Origin of the sequence: Microbacterium dextranolyticum (assembly GCF_016907295.1) — a bacterium.
GTDB lineage: Bacteria > Actinomycetota > Actinomycetes > Actinomycetales > Microbacteriaceae > Microbacterium > Microbacterium dextranolyticum.
Genome location: NZ_JAFBBR010000001.1, coordinates 2,018,693 through 2,033,750 on the forward strand (window position 1 = coordinate 2,018,693; position 15,058 = coordinate 2,033,750).

At 70.0% G+C, this 15,058-nt stretch carries 15 protein-coding genes and 1 tRNA gene; 4 read left to right on the top strand and 12 right to left on the bottom strand.

Annotated elements, in window-relative coordinates:
• Positions 1 to 39: 39 nt before the first annotated feature.
• The 6 genes from JOE64_RS09345 to JOE64_RS09370 form a co-directional block, all read right to left on the bottom strand.
• On the bottom strand, positions 40 to 1,074 hold the full coding sequence (locus tag JOE64_RS09345) for a ribose-phosphate diphosphokinase (protein ID WP_204963998.1): 1,035 nt from the start codon (positions 1,072 to 1,074) through the stop codon (positions 40 to 42).
• Positions 1,049 to 2,521 carry a bifunctional UDP-N-acetylglucosamine diphosphorylase/glucosamine-1-phosphate N-acetyltransferase GlmU gene (gene glmU / locus JOE64_RS09350; RefSeq protein ID WP_204963999.1) on the bottom strand — a complete coding sequence of 491 codons (1,473 nt, stop codon included), beginning with the start codon at positions 2,519 to 2,521 and terminating at the stop codon, positions 1,049 to 1,051. Before glmU ends, JOE64_RS09345 begins: the two co-directional genes overlap by 26 nt.
• 1 nt (position 2,522) lies before the next feature.
• Positions 2,523 to 2,594 (bottom strand) — tRNA-Gln (locus JOE64_RS09355).
• Positions 2,595 to 2,711: 117 nt separating this feature from the next.
• Positions 2,712 to 3,008 (bottom strand): metal-sensitive transcriptional regulator, encoded by a 297-nt coding sequence (locus tag JOE64_RS09360; protein WP_204964000.1) that lies wholly within the window; start codon positions 3,006 to 3,008, stop codon positions 2,712 to 2,714.
• Positions 3,008 to 3,169 carry a DUF8730 family Cys-rich protein gene (locus tag JOE64_RS09365; RefSeq protein WP_204964001.1) on the bottom strand — a complete coding sequence of 54 codons (162 nt, stop codon included), beginning with the start codon at positions 3,167 to 3,169 and terminating at the stop codon, positions 3,008 to 3,010. The genes JOE64_RS09360 and JOE64_RS09365 overlap by 1 nt, the downstream gene beginning before the upstream one ends.
• A gap of 64 nt (positions 3,170 to 3,233) precedes the next feature.
• The gene (locus JOE64_RS09370; RefSeq protein ID WP_204964002.1) at positions 3,234 to 4,919 is read right to left on the bottom strand and encodes an FAD-dependent oxidoreductase; all 1,686 of its coding nucleotides are present in this window, start codon (positions 4,917 to 4,919) and stop codon (positions 3,234 to 3,236) included.
• Between the two features lie 89 nt (positions 4,920 to 5,008).
• On the opposite strand from JOE64_RS09370, the gene JOE64_RS09375 reads away from it, so the two are divergent.
• From JOE64_RS09375 to JOE64_RS09385, 3 genes are all read left to right on the top strand, one after another.
• Positions 5,009 to 5,506: a MarR family winged helix-turn-helix transcriptional regulator gene (locus tag JOE64_RS09375; protein WP_204964003.1), complete on the top strand. Its 498-nt coding sequence runs from the start codon at positions 5,009 to 5,011 to the stop codon at positions 5,504 to 5,506.
• A 74-nt stretch (positions 5,507 to 5,580) separates the two neighbouring features.
• Entirely contained in the window at positions 5,581 to 5,934 is a 354-nt protein-coding gene (locus JOE64_RS09380; RefSeq protein WP_204964004.1) for an ArsR/SmtB family transcription factor, read from the top strand.
• Positions 5,931 to 6,227: a hypothetical protein gene (locus JOE64_RS09385; protein WP_204964005.1), complete on the top strand. Its 297-nt coding sequence runs from the start codon at positions 5,931 to 5,933 to the stop codon at positions 6,225 to 6,227. The genes JOE64_RS09380 and JOE64_RS09385 overlap by 4 nt, the downstream gene beginning before the upstream one ends.
• A 71-nt stretch (positions 6,228 to 6,298) precedes the next feature.
• On the opposite strand, the gene JOE64_RS09390 is transcribed toward JOE64_RS09385, so the two are convergent.
• Positions 6,299 to 8,116 carry an ABC-F family ATP-binding cassette domain-containing protein gene (locus JOE64_RS09390; protein ID WP_204964006.1) on the bottom strand — a complete coding sequence of 606 codons (1,818 nt, stop codon included), beginning with the start codon at positions 8,114 to 8,116 and terminating at the stop codon, positions 6,299 to 6,301.
• 215 nt (positions 8,117 to 8,331) lie between these two features.
• Here JOE64_RS09390 and JOE64_RS09395 point away from each other — a divergent pair, with 215 nt between their 5' ends.
• Positions 8,332 to 8,829, top strand: a complete 498-nt coding sequence (locus JOE64_RS09395) for a hypothetical protein (RefSeq protein WP_204964007.1) — start codon at positions 8,332 to 8,334, stop codon at positions 8,827 to 8,829.
• A gap of 62 nt (positions 8,830 to 8,891) precedes the next feature.
• Here JOE64_RS09395 and JOE64_RS09400 read toward each other — a convergent pair whose 3' ends face one another.
• The 5 genes from JOE64_RS09400 to JOE64_RS09420 form a co-directional block, all read right to left on the bottom strand.
• Entirely contained in the window at positions 8,892 to 10,220 is a 1,329-nt protein-coding gene (locus JOE64_RS09400) for a GNAT family N-acetyltransferase (protein ID WP_204964008.1), read from the bottom strand.
• A gap of 38 nt (positions 10,221 to 10,258) precedes the next feature.
• The gene (locus JOE64_RS09405; RefSeq protein ID WP_204964009.1) at positions 10,259 to 11,185 is read right to left on the bottom strand and encodes a 4-(cytidine 5'-diphospho)-2-C-methyl-D-erythritol kinase; all 927 of its coding nucleotides are present in this window, start codon (positions 11,183 to 11,185) and stop codon (positions 10,259 to 10,261) included.
• Positions 11,182 to 12,255: an aldo/keto reductase gene (locus JOE64_RS09410; RefSeq protein ID WP_204964010.1), complete on the bottom strand. Its 1,074-nt coding sequence runs from the start codon at positions 12,253 to 12,255 to the stop codon at positions 11,182 to 11,184. The genes JOE64_RS09405 and JOE64_RS09410 overlap by 4 nt, the downstream gene beginning before the upstream one ends.
• Before the next feature lie 91 nt (positions 12,256 to 12,346).
• Entirely contained in the window at positions 12,347 to 12,979 is a 633-nt protein-coding gene (locus JOE64_RS09415; RefSeq protein WP_204964011.1) for a TetR/AcrR family transcriptional regulator, read from the bottom strand.
• A gap of 1 nt (position 12,980) precedes the next feature.
• A complete protein-coding gene (locus JOE64_RS09420; RefSeq protein ID WP_372432889.1) occupies positions 12,981 to 15,056 on the bottom strand; it encodes an MDR family MFS transporter in 2,076 nt (691 codons plus the stop codon).
• Positions 15,057 to 15,058: the final 2 nt, after the last annotated feature.

Sequence of the window (15,058 nt, forward strand, 5' to 3'; positions counted from 1 at the left end):
CGCCGACGCCCGTCCCCCGTCGCCGCGGCCGGAGCTTTCTCAGGCCGCGCCGTCGAACATGCTCGTGACGGAGCCGTCTTCGAAGACCTCTTTGATCGCTCGTGCCAGCAGAGGCGCGATGGGCAGGATCGTCAGCGCGTCGAACCGCTTCTCGGGCGGCAGCGGGATCGTGTCGGTCACGACGACCTCGTCGATCGAGGCATCCTGCAGACGCTCGGTGGCGGGCGCGCTGAAGATCGCGTGGGTCGCGGCGACGATGACGCGCTCGGCGCCGTTCGCCTTGAGGGCCTGAGCGGCCTTGACGATCGTGCCGCCCGTGTCGATCATGTCGTCCACCAGCAGGCAGACTCGGCCCGACACGTGACCGACGATCTCGTTGACCGTGACCTGGTTGGCGACGTTCGGGTCGCGACGCTTGTGGATGATCGCGAGCGGCGCGCCCAGTGAGTCCGACCACTGGTCGGCCACACGCACACGGCCGGTGTCGGGAGAGACCACCGTCAGCTTGGCGCGATCTTCAGCGGACAGGCTGTTCTCGAAGTACTCCAGCAGCACCGGCTTGGCGAACAGGTGGTCGACGGGGCCGTCGAAGAAGCCCTGGATCTGCGCCGCGTGCAGATCCACGCTCATGACGCGGTCGGCCCCCGCCGTCTTCAGAAGGTCGGCCACGAGACGCGCCGAGATCGGCTCGCGCCCACGGCCCTTCTTGTCCTGACGCGAGTACGGGTAGTACGGCGCGACCACCGTGATGCGCTTGGCGGATGCCCGCTTGGCGGCATCCAGCATGATGAGCGTCTCCATGAGCCACTCGTTGACCGGCGGCCCGAAGGACTGGATGATGAACGCATCGCAGCCGCGGATCGAGACCTCGAAACGCGTCAGGATCTCGCCGGATGCGAACGTGCGGTGCTCGGTCGGGACCAATTCGGTGCCGAGGGCGCCCGCCACCTGCTCCGACAGGGCGGGGTGCGAGCTGCCGCTCGCGACGACCAGACGCTTCTTGGTCTTGGCGACCAGCCCGGGAGCGATCCCGCGCTCGACGTCCAGATCAACCGTGTGCTTCTTGCGCGCCATCGTCCGCTTCCTGTGCGGACCGGGCCTGCGCCGCGGCGTGCGCGGCGGCGGTTCCCGGTCGGTGTTGTTCGACCCATCCCTCGAGGTTGCGCTGGGGGGCCACGCTCATGGCCAGCGCACCGGCGGGGACGTCCTTGCGGATCACCGCGCCGGCGCCGGTCTTGGCGCCGTCTCCGATCCTAACGGGCGCGACGAACACGTTGTGCGACCCGGAGTGCACCTCGTCACCGATCTCGGTGCGGTGCTTCGTGATGTCGTCGTAGTTGGCCGTGATCGCGCCCGCGCCGAGGTTCACGCCACGACCGATCGTCGTGTCGCCGATGTAGGAGAGATGCGGGACCTTGCTCCCCTCCCCGATCGTGGAGTTCTTCGTCTCGACGAACGTGCCGATCTTGCCCTTCGCCGCGAGGATCGTGCCGGGTCGCAGATAGGCGAACGGGCCGACCGTGGCGCCGGCGCCGACGACGGCCAGCGTCGCATCGGAGCGCCGCACGGTCGCTCCTTCGCCGATCTCGCAGTCCTCGAGGGTGGTGTCGGGCCCGATCGTCGCGCCCGCGGCGACGGTCGTCGCGCGCAGCACGTGGGTGTTCGGCAGCACGGTGACATCGGGGGCGAGTGTGGCCGTCACATCGATCCACGTGGTCGCCGGATCCTGGATCGTCGCGCCCTCCAGCTGCCAGCGGCGCACCGTGCGCGCGTTCAGCAGCCGGCCCGCCTCGGCCAGCTGGGCGCGGTCGTTGACACCGAGGGTGAGCGTGACATCCGAGACGACGGATGCCGTGACCGCGAGCCCGTCGGCGCGCGCCAGCCCGACGACATCCGTCAGATACTTCTCGTGCTGCGCGTTGTCGGTGCCGACGCGGGCGAGCTGCGTCCGCAGCGAGGCCGCGCGGAAGACATAGACGCCGGCGTTGATCTCGGTGACGGCCGCCTCCGCCGCAGTGGCATCCTTCTGCTCGACGATCCGCTCGACCGCGCCGTCGGTGGCGCGGATGATCCGGCCGTACCCGGTCGCATCGGGAAGGATCGCCGACAGCAGCGTCACGGCGGCGCGAGAGGCGCGATGGTCGCGCACGAGCGCGGCGAGGGTGTCGGCGTCGAGGAGCGGGACGTCGCCGGAGAGGACGAGCACGTCGCCCGCGAAGTCGGGCACGGCAGCGAGCGCGACCTCGACGGCGCGGCCCGTCCCGGGGATCTCGTCCTGATCGACGACGGTGACCTCGGCGGCGATGCCGGTCACGGCCTCGGCGACCTGGTCGCGCTCGTGACGCACGACGACGAGCACATGGGCCGGGCCGAGGTCGCGCGCCGTGTCGAGCACGTGGCCGACGAGCGGGCGCCCGCCGATCCGATGCAGCACCTTCGGCAACGCGGAGCGCATGCGCGTCCCCTGCCCTGCGGCGAGGATGATGACGGCGAGGGACTCGTCGAGCGTGTTGTACGTCATGCTCCGCCGCCAGGATTCGAACCTAGTCCTCACAGCTCCAAAGGCTGTCGTGCTGCCGTTACACCACGGCGGACCACCGGCCCGCGAGTCGGCGGAGCGGCAGGTACCAGTCTGCCAGGCTCCGCCGACTCCGCGAGACGCCGGGCGCACGCGGGCGCGCATCGCCGCCCCGCGGCGCCCGCGGAGGTGCTCAGGCGAGCATCAGGAAGAGCTTCTCCAACTCGTCCGCCGTGACGCCGTCTGCCGCTTCGGCCGCCTCGGGATCGGCGAGGCACTCGCGCAGAGCCGTCGAGACGATCGCGAAACCCGCGCGGTCGAGCGCGCTCGAGACGGCGGCGAGCTGCGTCACGACCTCGCGGCAGGGGCGCCCCTCCTCGACGGCAGCGATAACGGCGTCGAGTTGTCCGCGCGCGCGTCGCAGCCGGTTCGCGATCTTCCGCTGCGCCTGCAGGTCGTGGGCGGGCACGCCGCCGGATGCCTCGTCCATCAGCGGCCGAACAGTCGCGAGAAGAATCCATCGCCGGCAGCCTTCTCGTGTCCGGGGCAGCGCTGGGCGGCGGGAACGTTCCGCATCACCTGGTCGACGTGCTGTCCGCAGCCCGCCCAGGTCGTCTTTCCGCAGGTCGTGCAGGTCACTGCTGAGCACATGGGGTGTCCTCGTCTTTCTGTTCCATCGGTGTGAGGTGTGTGTCGAGAGGGTGGGTGCGGGGCGTCAGACCGTCACGGAGCCCGTGACGAGAGTCGCATCGGCACGGTCGCCGAGTGCGGCGCGGAGGGTCAGCATGCCGCCCGAGAGCGATGCCGAGTCGAAGCCCGCCTGCGCGAGCACCCGGTGCGCGATGGCCGAGCGGACGCCGGACTGGCACATCACGCGTACCGGGCGCCCGGCGGCGGCCTGGCGGACCTCTCCGAGACGCGCGCGCAATTCGGTGTGCGGGATCGCGAGGATGCCCGGGAGGTGGCCCGTCGCCCGTTCGGCCGACGTGCGGACATCGAGCACCAGCGCATGCTCGATGACGTCGGCCAGATCCTGCGCGTACCAGAGCCGAAGCGTGCCGGTGCGGACGTTCTCGCCCACCATGCCCGCGAGGTTGACCGGGTCTTTCGCCGAGCCGTAGGGCGGCGCGTACGCGAGGTCGAGGTCGATCAGGTCGTCGATGCGCCACCCCGCGCGGATGGCGGTCGCCAGCACGTCGATGCGCTTGTCCACGCCGTCGGGGCCGACGGCCTGAGCGCCGACGATCCGAGCATCGTCGCGACGCACGTGCACGACGAGGTGGATCTGGGCGGCGCCCGGAAAGTACCCGGCGTGCTGCCCCGGGTGCAGGTGCAGTGTGTCGACCGCGATACCCGCCTCGGCCAGCGCCGCGCGGTTCGCACCCGTCAGTGCCACGGTCTGACGCCCGACGCGGACGATCGCCGTGCCGATCGGCTGCGGAATGGGGCGTGCGGTGTCGGGACGCAGGATCGCGTCGGCGACGAGCCGACCGGCACGGTTCGCGGGGCCGGCCAGCGCGACGGGGCGCACGGCTCCCGTGACGGCGTCGACGGAGGCGGTGGCGTCGCCGACCGCGTAGACGTCGGGCAGCGAGGTGCGCCCGTGGTCGTCGACGAGCATGGCTCCGCGTGCGCAGACCACACCTGCCGCCTCGAAGACGGCCGTGTCGGGGCGGACACCGACCGAGAGCACGACGAGGTCGGCATCGAGCCGCGCTCCGTCGTCGAGGACCACGGTGTCGTGTTCGGTGCCGGACTCGATCGCGGTCGCCGCCGTTCCGGCGCGGACGTCGATGCCGAGGGCGCGCAGCTCCGCGGTCACGAGCGCGGCCAGCTCGTCCTCGACCGGAGGCAGCACGTGCGGCGCGAACTCCACCAGGGTCGTGTGCAGCCCCCGCTGAGCCAGCGCCTCGGCCGCTTCGACACCGATGAACCCTGCACCGAGCACCACGGCACGCCGGGCGCCGTGGTCGACCCGGTCGCGGAGAGCCACGGCGTCGTCCACCGTCCGCAGCGTGCGGACGCGGGGTGAATCGAGACCGATGATCGGCGGACGCGACGCGACGGCGCCCGGGGCGAGCACGAGCGCGTCGTAGGCGAGGGTGTCGACGCCCTCCGCGGTCGTCACGGTGATGGTTCTCGCCGCGGCATCCAGCGCCGTGACGTCGTGCCCGGTGCGCACGTCGAGGTCGAGCGCGGCCTTCAGGGACGCGGGCGTCTGGACGAGAAGGGACGACGGGTCGGCGATCTCGCCGCCCACGAGGTAGGGCAGTCCGCAGTTCGCGAACGAGACGTGATCGCCGCGCTCCAGAACGATGATCTCCGCACTCTCATCGAGTCTGCGGGCGCGCGCCGCGCAGCTCATCCCCCCGGCGACGCCTCCGACGATCACGATCCGCATCAGTTTCTCCCTGTCTGTTGGAACCACCTTATACCCCCGGGGGTATTTTTTACCAACGGATGGAGCGATGCCCCCGCGATAATGGAGCCATGACCGCCGAGCACGACGAAGTCGACCGGATCGTCGACGCGTGGGGCTCACAGCGTCCCGACCTGGATTTCTCGCCCCTCGAGGTACTGTCCCGCGTCGACCGCCTTTCCCGTCACCTCGATCGGGCGCGCCGCGAGGCCTTCCGCCGCAGCGACCTCGAGCCCTGGGAGTGGGACGTCCTGTCGGCGCTGCGCCGCGCGGGCGAGCCGTATCAACTCAGCCCCAAGCAGCTGCTGCAGCAGACTCTCGTCTCGAGCGGCACCATGACCAACCGCATCGACCGCCTCGTCGGGCGCCGACTCGTACGCCGTGAGGCCGACCCCGCCGACGGGCGCAGCGTGCTCGTCACGATCACCGATGACGGCAAGATCCGCGTGGATGCCGCGATCACCCGCCTCGTCGACGCCGAAGCGGAGCTCCTCGCCGGCCTGTCGCGCTCGGACCGGGAGCGCCTCGCCTCGCTCCTGCGAAAGCTCTCGCTCGGCTTCGATGCCTGAGCGGCGCGCGTGAGAATCATCATCGATTAGCTAGACATATTGCAATTCGTTTATACGTCTGCTGGTATCGACGTATGGAGGTCGAGCCGGGGGTCGCTGCCGCCGCAGAGCTGTTCAAGATCCTCGGCAGCGAACCACGGCTGACCCTCCTGCGGTTCATCCGCACAGCGCCCTCGACCGTCGGAACCATCGCCGACGCGACCGGAATGTCGCAGCCGCTCGTCTCGCAGCATCTGCGCACCCTGCGTCAGGCCGGCCTGGTCGCGGCGACCAGGTCGGGCAAGGAAATGACCTACCGACTCTCGGACGACCACGTCGCGCACGTGATCGACGATGCGATCGCGCACACGCAAGAGCCGCGCACCGCCGCGTCGGCGCATCCGCCCCAGACCACCACAGAGCACCACCGAACGAAGGACACGCCATGACCACCGAAGAGATCCACGCCGAGCACACGACGGCCGAGCACACGCACGGCGACGACTGCGGCCACGAAGCGGTTCCCCACGAGGACCACCTGGACTACGTCCACGGAACCCATCACCACGCGCTGCACGGCGATCACTACGACGAGCACGAGTCGGTCGCGGAGCACACCGTCTCGGAGCACGCCCACGGCGAGGACTGCGGCCACGAGGCCGTCGCGCACGAGGACCACGTCGACTACGTGCACGACGGGCACAAGCACGCCGCGCACGGCGACCACTACGACGAGCACTGAGGGCGTCGAGAACCAGAACGCGGCGGCGAGGACATCCTCGCCGCCGCGTTCGCACGTTCACCCGGGCACGATCAGCCGATCAGCTCCGTGAGCTCGAACCATCGCTCCTCGAGCGCCGCGATCTCGGTCTCCAGCTCGCCGATCTCGCGCATCCTCTCGCCGAGACCGACGTAGTCCGCCTGATCGTGGTCGGCGAGGGCCGTGCGGGCGGCGCCGGCTTGGGCGGTCAACTTCTGGATGCGACGCTCGGCCGCAGCGAGCTCCTTCTGCGCGGCGCGCAGGTCGGAGCCCGCGAGCGCCGGCGCCGGCGGTGCGGAAGACCCGGCCGCGGTGACGCCCGCTGGTGTCGATGCCGCGGCATCCCCCGCGCGACGTTCGATGTCGCGCAGCCTCAGGTACTCGTCGATGCCGCCGGGCAGGTGACGCAGCCGCCCACCGAGCACGGCGTACTGCTGATCGGTCACCCGCTCGAGGAAGTAGCGGTCGTGCGAGACCACGAGGAGGGTGCCGGCCCACGAGTCCAGCAGATCTTCGATCGCGGCCAGCATGTCGGTGTCGAGGTCGTTGGTCGGCTCATCGAGGATCAACACGTTCGGCTGGTCGAGGAGGATGAGCAGCAGTTGCAGCCGGCGCTGCTGACCGCCCGAGAGATCCTTCACCGGCGTCGAGAGCTGCGCCGACGAGAACCCCATGCGCTCGAGCAGCTGACCCGGCGTGAGATCCGCCGCCTTGGAGCCGGTGCCGATCGTGTAGCTCGTGCGAAGACCCGAGATCACGACGCGCACGGGGTCGTCGAGGTACTGATCGAGCTCATCCATGCGCTGGGTGAGGGTCGCGACCTTCACCGTCTTGCCGCGCTTGACACGACCGCTCGTCGGTTCGACGGACCCCGAGACGAGGCCGAGGAGCGTCGACTTGCCGGCGCCGTTGACGCCGAGGATGCCGGTGCGCTCCCCCGGCGCGATCCGCCACTCGACATCTCGCAGCACCTCGCGCTCGCCGTAGCGCACGCCCGCGTCGAGCAGGTCGACGACGTCCTTGCCGAGCCGTGAGACGGCGAGCGACTGCAGCTGCACGGGGTCGCGGATCTCGGGGACGTCGGCGATGAGGATGTTGGCCGCATCGATGCGGAACTTCGGTTTGGCGGTGCGGGCGGGCGCGCCGCGCCGCAGCCAGGCGAGCTCCTTGCGCGCGAGGTTCTGCCGGCGCTGCTCGACCACCGCAGCCTGCCGGTCGCGCTCGACGCGTTGCAGCACGTAGGCGGCGTAGCCGCCTTCGAACGGCTCGACGATCCGGTCGTGCACCTCCCACGTCGTCGTGCATACCTCGTCGAGGAACCATCGGTCGTGAGTGACGACCAGCAACGCCCCGGAGTTCTTCGACCAGCGCGTCTTGAGGTGACCGGCGAGCCAGGCGATCGCCTCGACGTCGAGGTGGTTCGACGGCTCGTCGAGGGCGAGCACGTCCCAGTCGCCGACCAGCAGCCGGGCGAGGGCGACGCGCCGGCGCTGCCCTCCGGACAGTGTGCCGAGTGCCGCATCCCACGGCAGGTCGGAGACGAGGCCCGCGATCACGTCCCGGGTGAGCGCCGAGCCCGCCCACTCGTGTTCGGGCGCGTCGCCGACCACTGCGTGACCAACGGTGTCGTCGTCATCGAGCACATCGGCCTGATCGAGTACGCCGACGCGCACCCCGCTGCGGACGGTCACGCGTCCGCTGTCAGGGGCGAGGCGCCCGGAGAGCATCGCGAGGAGGGACGACTTGCCGTCGCCGTTGCGGCCGACGATGCCGATGCGATCGCCCTCATCGACGCCGAGGGACACGGAGTCGAAGACGACCCTCGTCGGGAATTCGAGGTGGAGTGCTTCGCCTCCGAGCAGGTGCGCCATCCGCTCCACGCTACGGCATGCGGGCCGCCCTCCCGGGCGCGGATCTGCCGTATCTCACATGCGGAGCATAGGCGTCGCACATTCCCTCCCTAGAATGGCCGATGGCCTTCGGCCGTCGCGTGTGGGGGCACGCCGCTTCACCGCCGCGAGCGGAGACACGCCGCCCCCGGCGCGCGATGACCGGCGCCCGCCACACAGAAACCGGAGAGACAGACATGAACAAGACCATCGTGACCCGCCTGAGCGGCGCCGCCGCTGTCATCGTGCTCGCGACGACGCTGTCGGCGTGCGCCGGCGGCCAGAGCGTCGCCGAGGCGTGCAAGATCGCTCAGGACGAGCTCGCCACGGCATCCAGCACGATCTCGAGCGACCTGAGCTCTTCGATGAGCAAGGCCGCCACCGGTGAGAACGTCGATTTCGGCGCGCTGTTCCAGCCGGTGATGGACGGCCTGACGGCGGCACAGTCCAAGGTCACCAACGCCGACGTCAAGGCTCCCCTGACTGCGTTCACGGACGAGTTCTCGAGCTTCATCCAGACGCTCGAAGGCTTCGAGATGCCCGACGTGTCGAAGATCGACCCGACCGATGCCGCGGCGATGGAGAAGCTCCAGGCCGCACAGGAGAAGGCTCAGGAGATCTCCACGAAGAGCCAGGAGGCGAGCACCAAGCTCGGCGAGCAGGCGAAGAAGCTGCAGTCGGTCTGCGGCGCCTGACGTTCACCCTGCCGGAATGGACGGCCCCGGGATGACGACGCGGATTCCCGGGGCCGTGCCACTCAGTACCAGAAGCTGAGTCGCGGCGCCGCCGGCGTCGCGAACATGCGCGCGAGCAGCGCCGGATCGTCCGTCTGGATGCGCCCGGCACGCGCGAGCGCGACCGGCGAGACGCCGCCCAGGAGAACAGACGACAGCTCGGCCACCCCGAGCCGGACGAGGGGCACGCCCACGGGCGCATCGTCCACGACGTCGACCGAGGCGGTTCCCCCGGCATCCGTCGTCAGCACGAACGTTCCGTCTGCGATCTCCAGCGAGTCGGCGACCTCGAGGACGACGGTCTCGGCGACGTCGTAGCGACGGGAGGCCAGCGCCGCCGGGACGTCGAGGATGCGCAGGTACTGGTGGTCGCGACCGGTGATCCTCGCCGCCCGCTGGTCGGCGATCATCCACCACAACGGCTCGTCGACCGCGAGCTCGGATGCCCGCAGCGTGCCGATCAGGTCCATCGACAGGAAGAAGTGCCAGAGGCCCGCGTAGGCCTCTTCGGTTACGGCGAGAAGAAGAATCACATCGATCGCCGACTTCGTGAAGTCGTCCGCGTTCTCGGTCGCCTTATAGACCGCGACGCCCTCGACGTCGCCGGCCACGCCGGCGTCATCGACCGAGCGGTACTGCACGACCCGCAGCTGATCGGCTTTGTCGGCATCGGGGCGAGTGCCGAAGATCCGGTCCCAGTGACCCCCCGGCATCGAGAGCTCGCCCGGCGACACCCGACGGAAACGCTCGTGGAGCGGTTCGACAAGGGCGCGCCCCTGCGCGCGGGAGACGAAGTCGACGCGCCCCGGCGCGTCGGGACCGACCCAGCGGGCCCGTGGCACGTCGAGCTCCCAGGTCGCCGCGAGTACCGCCGGCCCGAAGCCGAACCGGCCGTAGATCGTCGACTCACTCACCGTCAGTGCAGCCGCGGGCAACCCGTGCTCGGCAGCGAGGCGTAGCTCTCCCGCCATCATCGACCGCAGCAGCCCCCGCCGACGATGCGTGGGGGCCACCGTCACCGAGGTGATGGCACGCACCGGCATCGCGCCGCCGGGCACGGTGAGCTCACCCGTCCAGGACGCGAACGTCGCGACGGGCTCGTCGGGCTGCGGCGCCTGCGCATCGTAGACCCCGAGCTTGCGCTGGTACCCCATCTGGTCGATGAATCCCCGGCGCCGCGCCTCTGCCGGGGCCGCTTCGAGGAATCCGCGCGTCACCGCATCGAACCACCGGCCGACCTGCGCGTGATCGGCGCCGTCCACCCGATCGAGCCTGAGCCCGCGGGCGGCGACGCGCTCGGCGGCGTGGGCGTCGACGGGGGCATCATGGAGATCCTGATCGCGATCGGTCATGTCCCCAGGCTACGCGGTGCCTCCGACGCGCCCGGGGATCAGTCGACGATGCGCGCGCCCGGCACCGGGCCGTGCGCGACGAAGGCCTGCCTGCCGGGGCGTTGCAGCGCCGCGGCGATCCGCTGGGCCTCATCGGGGTCGGCCGCGAGGTAGGCGAGCGTCGGACCCGATCCCGACACGAAGGCGGCGAGGGCGCCCGCCTGCTCACCGGCGCGCAGGTCGTCTCGGAGATCGGGCAGCATGCTGCACGCGGCGGGCTGCAGGTCGTTGCGGATCGCGCCGGCGAGGTCGTGCGCACTACCCGACCGCAGCGCGTGCAGAACGGCGGGGTCGGCCGACGGAGTCCCCCGCGGCGGCAGGATGTCGACCGCCGCGCGCAGCCGATCGAGCTCACCGTAGACCGCGGGCGTCGACAGACCGTCGTCTCGGGTCACCAGCACCCAGTCGAAACGGCCGCGCACGAGCGCGGTCACCAGCTCGTCGCCGCGACCCGTGCCGACGGCCGTCCCGCCGAGCACGGCGAACGGCACGTCGGCACCGAGTTGCGCCCCGAGGAGCTGCAGGTCGAGCGGGCCGAGAGAGCCGCCCAGCAGCTCGTTCATCGCGACGAGGGCCGCCGCGGCATCCGCCGAACCGCCGCCCATACCACCGGCGACGGGCACGCCCTTGTGGATCTCGAGCCGGATGCCGCCGGCGTACCCCACCCGCGCCGCCACGAGCCGGGCGGCGCGGAGCGCCAGGTTCGAGGCATCCAGCGGCACGCCGCTGACGTCCACGTCGCCCGTGACGACGATCTGGTCGTGGTCGGAGAGCGACGCCCACAGGTCCTCGTGGAGCGAGACGGCCTGATAGACGGATGCCACGTCGTGATACCCGTCGGGCTGCACGTCTCCCACCTCGAAGAAGACGTTGATCTTCCCCGGGGCGCGCACGTGGACGCGTCGGGCGTCCTCCCGCGCGCTCACGCGGTCGCCGACCCCGCCCACAGGTCGACGTCGATGGCATCCGCGACGGCATCGATGCGCTCGAGCTCTTCGGTCGTGAACGCCGGGCCGTTGAGGGCCGCGAGGTTCTCGTCGAGCTGTTCGGTGCGTGAGGCGCCGATGAGCGCCGAGGCGACCACCGGGTTGCGCAGCACCCACTGGATCGCGAGCTGCGCGAGGGTCTGGCCGCGCTCCTTCGCGACGATGTCGAGGCTGCGGAGCGCCGCCAGGGCGTTCTCGCTCAGGCGTCCGCCGGGAAGCGACGAGCGCTGCTGGGAGCGGTCCGCGGTGCCGTCGCCGAGGTACTTGTCGGTCAGTAGCCCTTGCGCGAGCGGGGTGAACGCGATCGCGCCCATTTCTTCCTGACCGAGCACGTCGGTCAGGCCGTCCTCGACCCAGCGGTTCAGGATCGAGTACGACGGCTGGTGGATGACCAGCGGGGTGCCGAGCGATCGAGCGATGGCCTTCGCCTCGGCCGTGCGCTCGGCGCTGTAGGACGAGATGCCGACGTAGAGCGCCTTACCCTGGCGCACGAGCGTGTCGAGTGCGCCGATCGTCTCCTCGAGCGGTGTCACGGGGTCGTAGCGGTGCGAGTAGAAGATGTCGACGTAGTCGAGCGACATGCGGGTGAGTGACTGCTCGGCGCTCGCCAGCAGGTACTTGCGTGAGCCGTAGGTACCGTACGGACCCGGCCACATGTCCCACCCGGCCTTCGACGAGATGATCAGCTCGTCGCGGTACGGCGCGAGGTCCTCGCGCATCATGCGACCGAAGTTCGTCTCGGCCGACCCGTAAGGCGGGCCGTAGTTGTTGGCGAGGTCGAAGTGCGTGATGCCGCGATCGAACGCGTGACGCAGCAACGCGCGCTGGCGGTCGAAGGGGATGTTGTCGCCGAAGTTCCACCAGAGGCCGAGGGAGAGCGGCGGCAGGTAGAGCCCGCTCGTTCCCACCTGCCGGAACGTGGCGCTCTCGTAACGGTCGGCAGCAGCGGTGTAGGTGCGATGGATGTCTCCGCCCCGCGTCGGCGGGAAGCGATTCTCGGTGTCGGTCACGCCTCCAGGCTATCGGCGCCCGCCGACCCGCGGGCGAGGCGGGTGAGTGCGCGCGCGGAGCCGCAGCGTGTCGGTGTCGACGGCGATCCGCTCACAACGAGGACTCGGCGACACTCTCCCCGCCGCGCACGAGGGGCGCGTGCCGCATCGCGATCAGCCGGTCGATGGTCTCGAGCAACCGCACCGCGTCGGGGCGCGTGTCATCGGCCGGGTGATGCATCAGGGTGCGCAACGACGTCAGCGCCAGCACGATTGCGGCGTCGGCGACGTCCGGCGAACCGGCACGCTCCTCGACGAGCAGGGCGAACTCCGCCTTCAGCGCGCCCATCCACTGGGTGAAAGTCGCGATCAGCTGCGGCTGCTCCGCCAGGAGCTTCTTGAGGCGGGACCGCTCGACGCCGGAGCTCATGGCGTCAGCCAGGAGTGCGCAGACCGCCGGGACCAGCTCCCCCTCGGCAGCACGGAACCGCTGTGCCGCCGAGGGGGAGATGATCTGATCGGGCAGGTTGAGCGCCGCCGCGGTCTTCGACGGGAAGTAGTTGAAGAATGTGCGAGGCGAGACCCCCACCTCTTCGCAGATCTGCTCCACCGTCGTGCCGTCGAAGCCATGACGTTCGACCAGGCGCAGGGCAGCATCGTGCAGGGCCGCCCGGCGCTGCGTCTTCTTGCGTTCGCGGAGGCCCGATGCCTCCGGCGTCTCCCCTGCGCACTGGTCATCGGTCATGTCAGACCTGCACCCCGATCGTTCCCGTGTCGCTGACCCCCGCCTTGTCGGCACGCTCCTGGAGAGCCGAGCGGGTGCGCAGCGGCGGCGCGCGGAAGAACCAGCTCAGCACGAACGCGAGCATCAGCACGCCGAAGCCCACCCAGTAGATGACATCGACGGCCTGCGTGAAACCGACCATGAACGGTGCCGTGAGGGCGGGGTCCGCCCCGTTGAGGAACGACGTGTCGCTGACCGAGGTGCTGGCGCCCCCCGAGCCGCCCGACCCCGCGCTGTCGAGCGTGTCGGCGATGCCGGGAACGAGCGTGTCGACCCAGTACGTGCGCTGGCCGGCATCGCTCCAGTCGACCGACACCGTGCCGCCGACCACCGAGGCGTGAGCCTGGTCGGCGACGGTCTGCAGCGCCTGCGCCTCGGCGCCCGGGAGAGCCTCGGCGACCTTCTGATCGATCACGGTCTGAGCCGCCGATGCGGGCAGCTGCCCCGCGGCGACCGCCTGATTCACGGCGTCGGTGACCTGTCGGGTGACGACATCCGACGCCGCCGTCTTGGCCTTCGCCGCACCCTCGTCCAGCTGCGTCTGCACATTCTGCTGCAGCGGCTCCACGATCGGAGCCCACAACTGCGTCATGACGGCCTTGTTGTGCGGGGCCTCCGCCACCGCGGGGTCCAGTGCCGCGTTCAGCCCCGCGGTCAAGGTCGGCTTGTCGGCCATGCTGTGCACGATGTTGGCCGGCAGCAGCGTGAACAGCACCGACAGCATGATCGCGGTGCCGAGCGTTCCGCCGATCTGTCGGAAGAACGTCGCGGCGCTCGTCGCCACGCCCATGTCCGGAGCCTCGACGGCGTTCTGGCTCGCCATGGTGAGCGACTGCATGAGCTGGCCGAGGCCGAGGCCCACCACGAACATCCCGATCATCATGAACCACACCGGACTGTCGGCCGAGACGAAGGTGAGGATCAGGAAGCCCATCGCGGTGGTGAACGTGCCGGTGCGCGGGAAGAATCCGTACTTTCCGGTGCGCGCGGTGATCTGGCCCGCCGTCATAGACGAGGCCATCAGACCGATCACCATCGGCAGCATGGCGAAGCCCGACTCAGTCGGCGTGAGCCCCGCCACGATCTGCATGTAGAGCGGGATCGTCATCATCGCACCGAACATGCCGAAGCCGACCAGAACGCCGATGACGGTCGCCCACGAGAACGCGTTCGAGCGGAAGAGCCGGACCGGGATGATCGCATCGTTCTTCATCGCGATCTCGATCAGGACGAACCCGATCGCTCCGAGACCGCCGACGACGTAGCAGGCGATGGCGCCCGGCGAGCCCCAGCCCCACTCGCGGCCCTGCTCGGCCACGAGGAGCAGCGGCACCAGCGCGACGACCACCGCGGTCGCCCCCCACCAGTCGATCCGAGGGGTAGCGTGCGCACCGACCTTCGGCAGATGCAGGAACGCGATGACCATGAACAGAGCGATCAGACCGATCGGCAGGTTGATCAGGAACACCCAGCGCCAGCCGGCGATCCAGAGGATCTCGTTCGCGCCGGCGAACAGTCCGCCCACGAGCGGACCGATCAGCGACGAGATACCGAAGACGGCGAAGAAGTAGCCCTGGTATTTCGCCCGCTCGCGCGGGGCGAGCATGTCGGCCATGATCGCGAGCGGCAGCGACATGAGCGCTCCCGCCCCGATGCCCTGGAAGGCGCGGAACCCGGCGAGCATCAGCATCGAGGTCGAGAACGTCGACAGCACGGATCCCAGAATGAACACCGAGATGCCGAAGATGAACAGCGGGCGACGGCCGAAGATGTCGGAGAGCTTGCCGTAGATCGGCACCGAGATCGTCGAGGTGATGAGGTAGGCGGTGGTTACCCACGCCTGCTGGTCGAGCCCCTGCAGATCGTCGCCGATGGTGCGGATCGCGGTTCCGACGATGGTCTGATCGAGGGACGAGAGGAACATGCCGGCCATGAGGCCGTAGATGACGAGGAGGATCTGCCGATGCGTCATGATCGGCTTCGACGCCTCGGAGCGCGCGATCGGGACGGCCCCGGTGCGAGTGGTGACAGTGGACATTC

What these genes read in the sequence shown, in the direction of transcription:
- JOE64_RS09345 (WP_204963998.1), bottom strand. Translation starts at nt 1,074, where the DNA reads ATGGCGCGCAAGAAGCACACGGTTGATCTGGACGTCGAGCGCGGGATC.
- JOE64_RS09400 (WP_204964008.1), bottom strand. Translation starts at nt 10,220, where the DNA reads ATGACCGATCGCGATCAGGATCTCCATGATGCCCCCGTCGACGCCCAC.
- JOE64_RS09375 (WP_204964003.1), top strand. Translation starts at nt 5,009, where the DNA reads ATGACCGCCGAGCACGACGAAGTCGACCGGATCGTCGACGCGTGGGGC.
- JOE64_RS09360 (WP_204964000.1), bottom strand. Translation starts at nt 3,008, where the DNA reads ATGGACGAGGCATCCGGCGGCGTGCCCGCCCACGACCTGCAGGCGCAG.
- JOE64_RS09380 (WP_204964004.1), top strand. Translation starts at nt 5,581, where the DNA reads ATGGAGGTCGAGCCGGGGGTCGCTGCCGCCGCAGAGCTGTTCAAGATC.
- JOE64_RS09385 (WP_204964005.1), top strand. Translation starts at nt 5,931, where the DNA reads ATGACCACCGAAGAGATCCACGCCGAGCACACGACGGCCGAGCACACG.
- JOE64_RS09420 (WP_372432889.1), bottom strand. Translation starts at nt 15,056, where the DNA reads ATGTCCACTGTCACCACTCGCACCGGGGCCGTCCCGATCGCGCGCTCC.
- glmU (WP_204963999.1), bottom strand. Translation starts at nt 2,521, where the DNA reads ATGACGTACAACACGCTCGACGAGTCCCTCGCCGTCATCATCCTCGCC.
- JOE64_RS09415 (WP_204964011.1), bottom strand. Translation starts at nt 12,979, where the DNA reads ATGACCGATGACCAGTGCGCAGGGGAGACGCCGGAGGCATCGGGCCTC.
- JOE64_RS09395 (WP_204964007.1), top strand. Translation starts at nt 8,332, where the DNA reads ATGAACAAGACCATCGTGACCCGCCTGAGCGGCGCCGCCGCTGTCATC.
- JOE64_RS09370 (WP_204964002.1), bottom strand. Translation starts at nt 4,919, where the DNA reads ATGCGGATCGTGATCGTCGGAGGCGTCGCCGGGGGGATGAGCTGCGCG.
- JOE64_RS09365 (WP_204964001.1), bottom strand. Translation starts at nt 3,169, where the DNA reads ATGTGCTCAGCAGTGACCTGCACGACCTGCGGAAAGACGACCTGGGCG.
- JOE64_RS09390 (WP_204964006.1), bottom strand. Translation starts at nt 8,116, where the DNA reads ATGGCGCACCTGCTCGGAGGCGAAGCACTCCACCTCGAATTCCCGACG.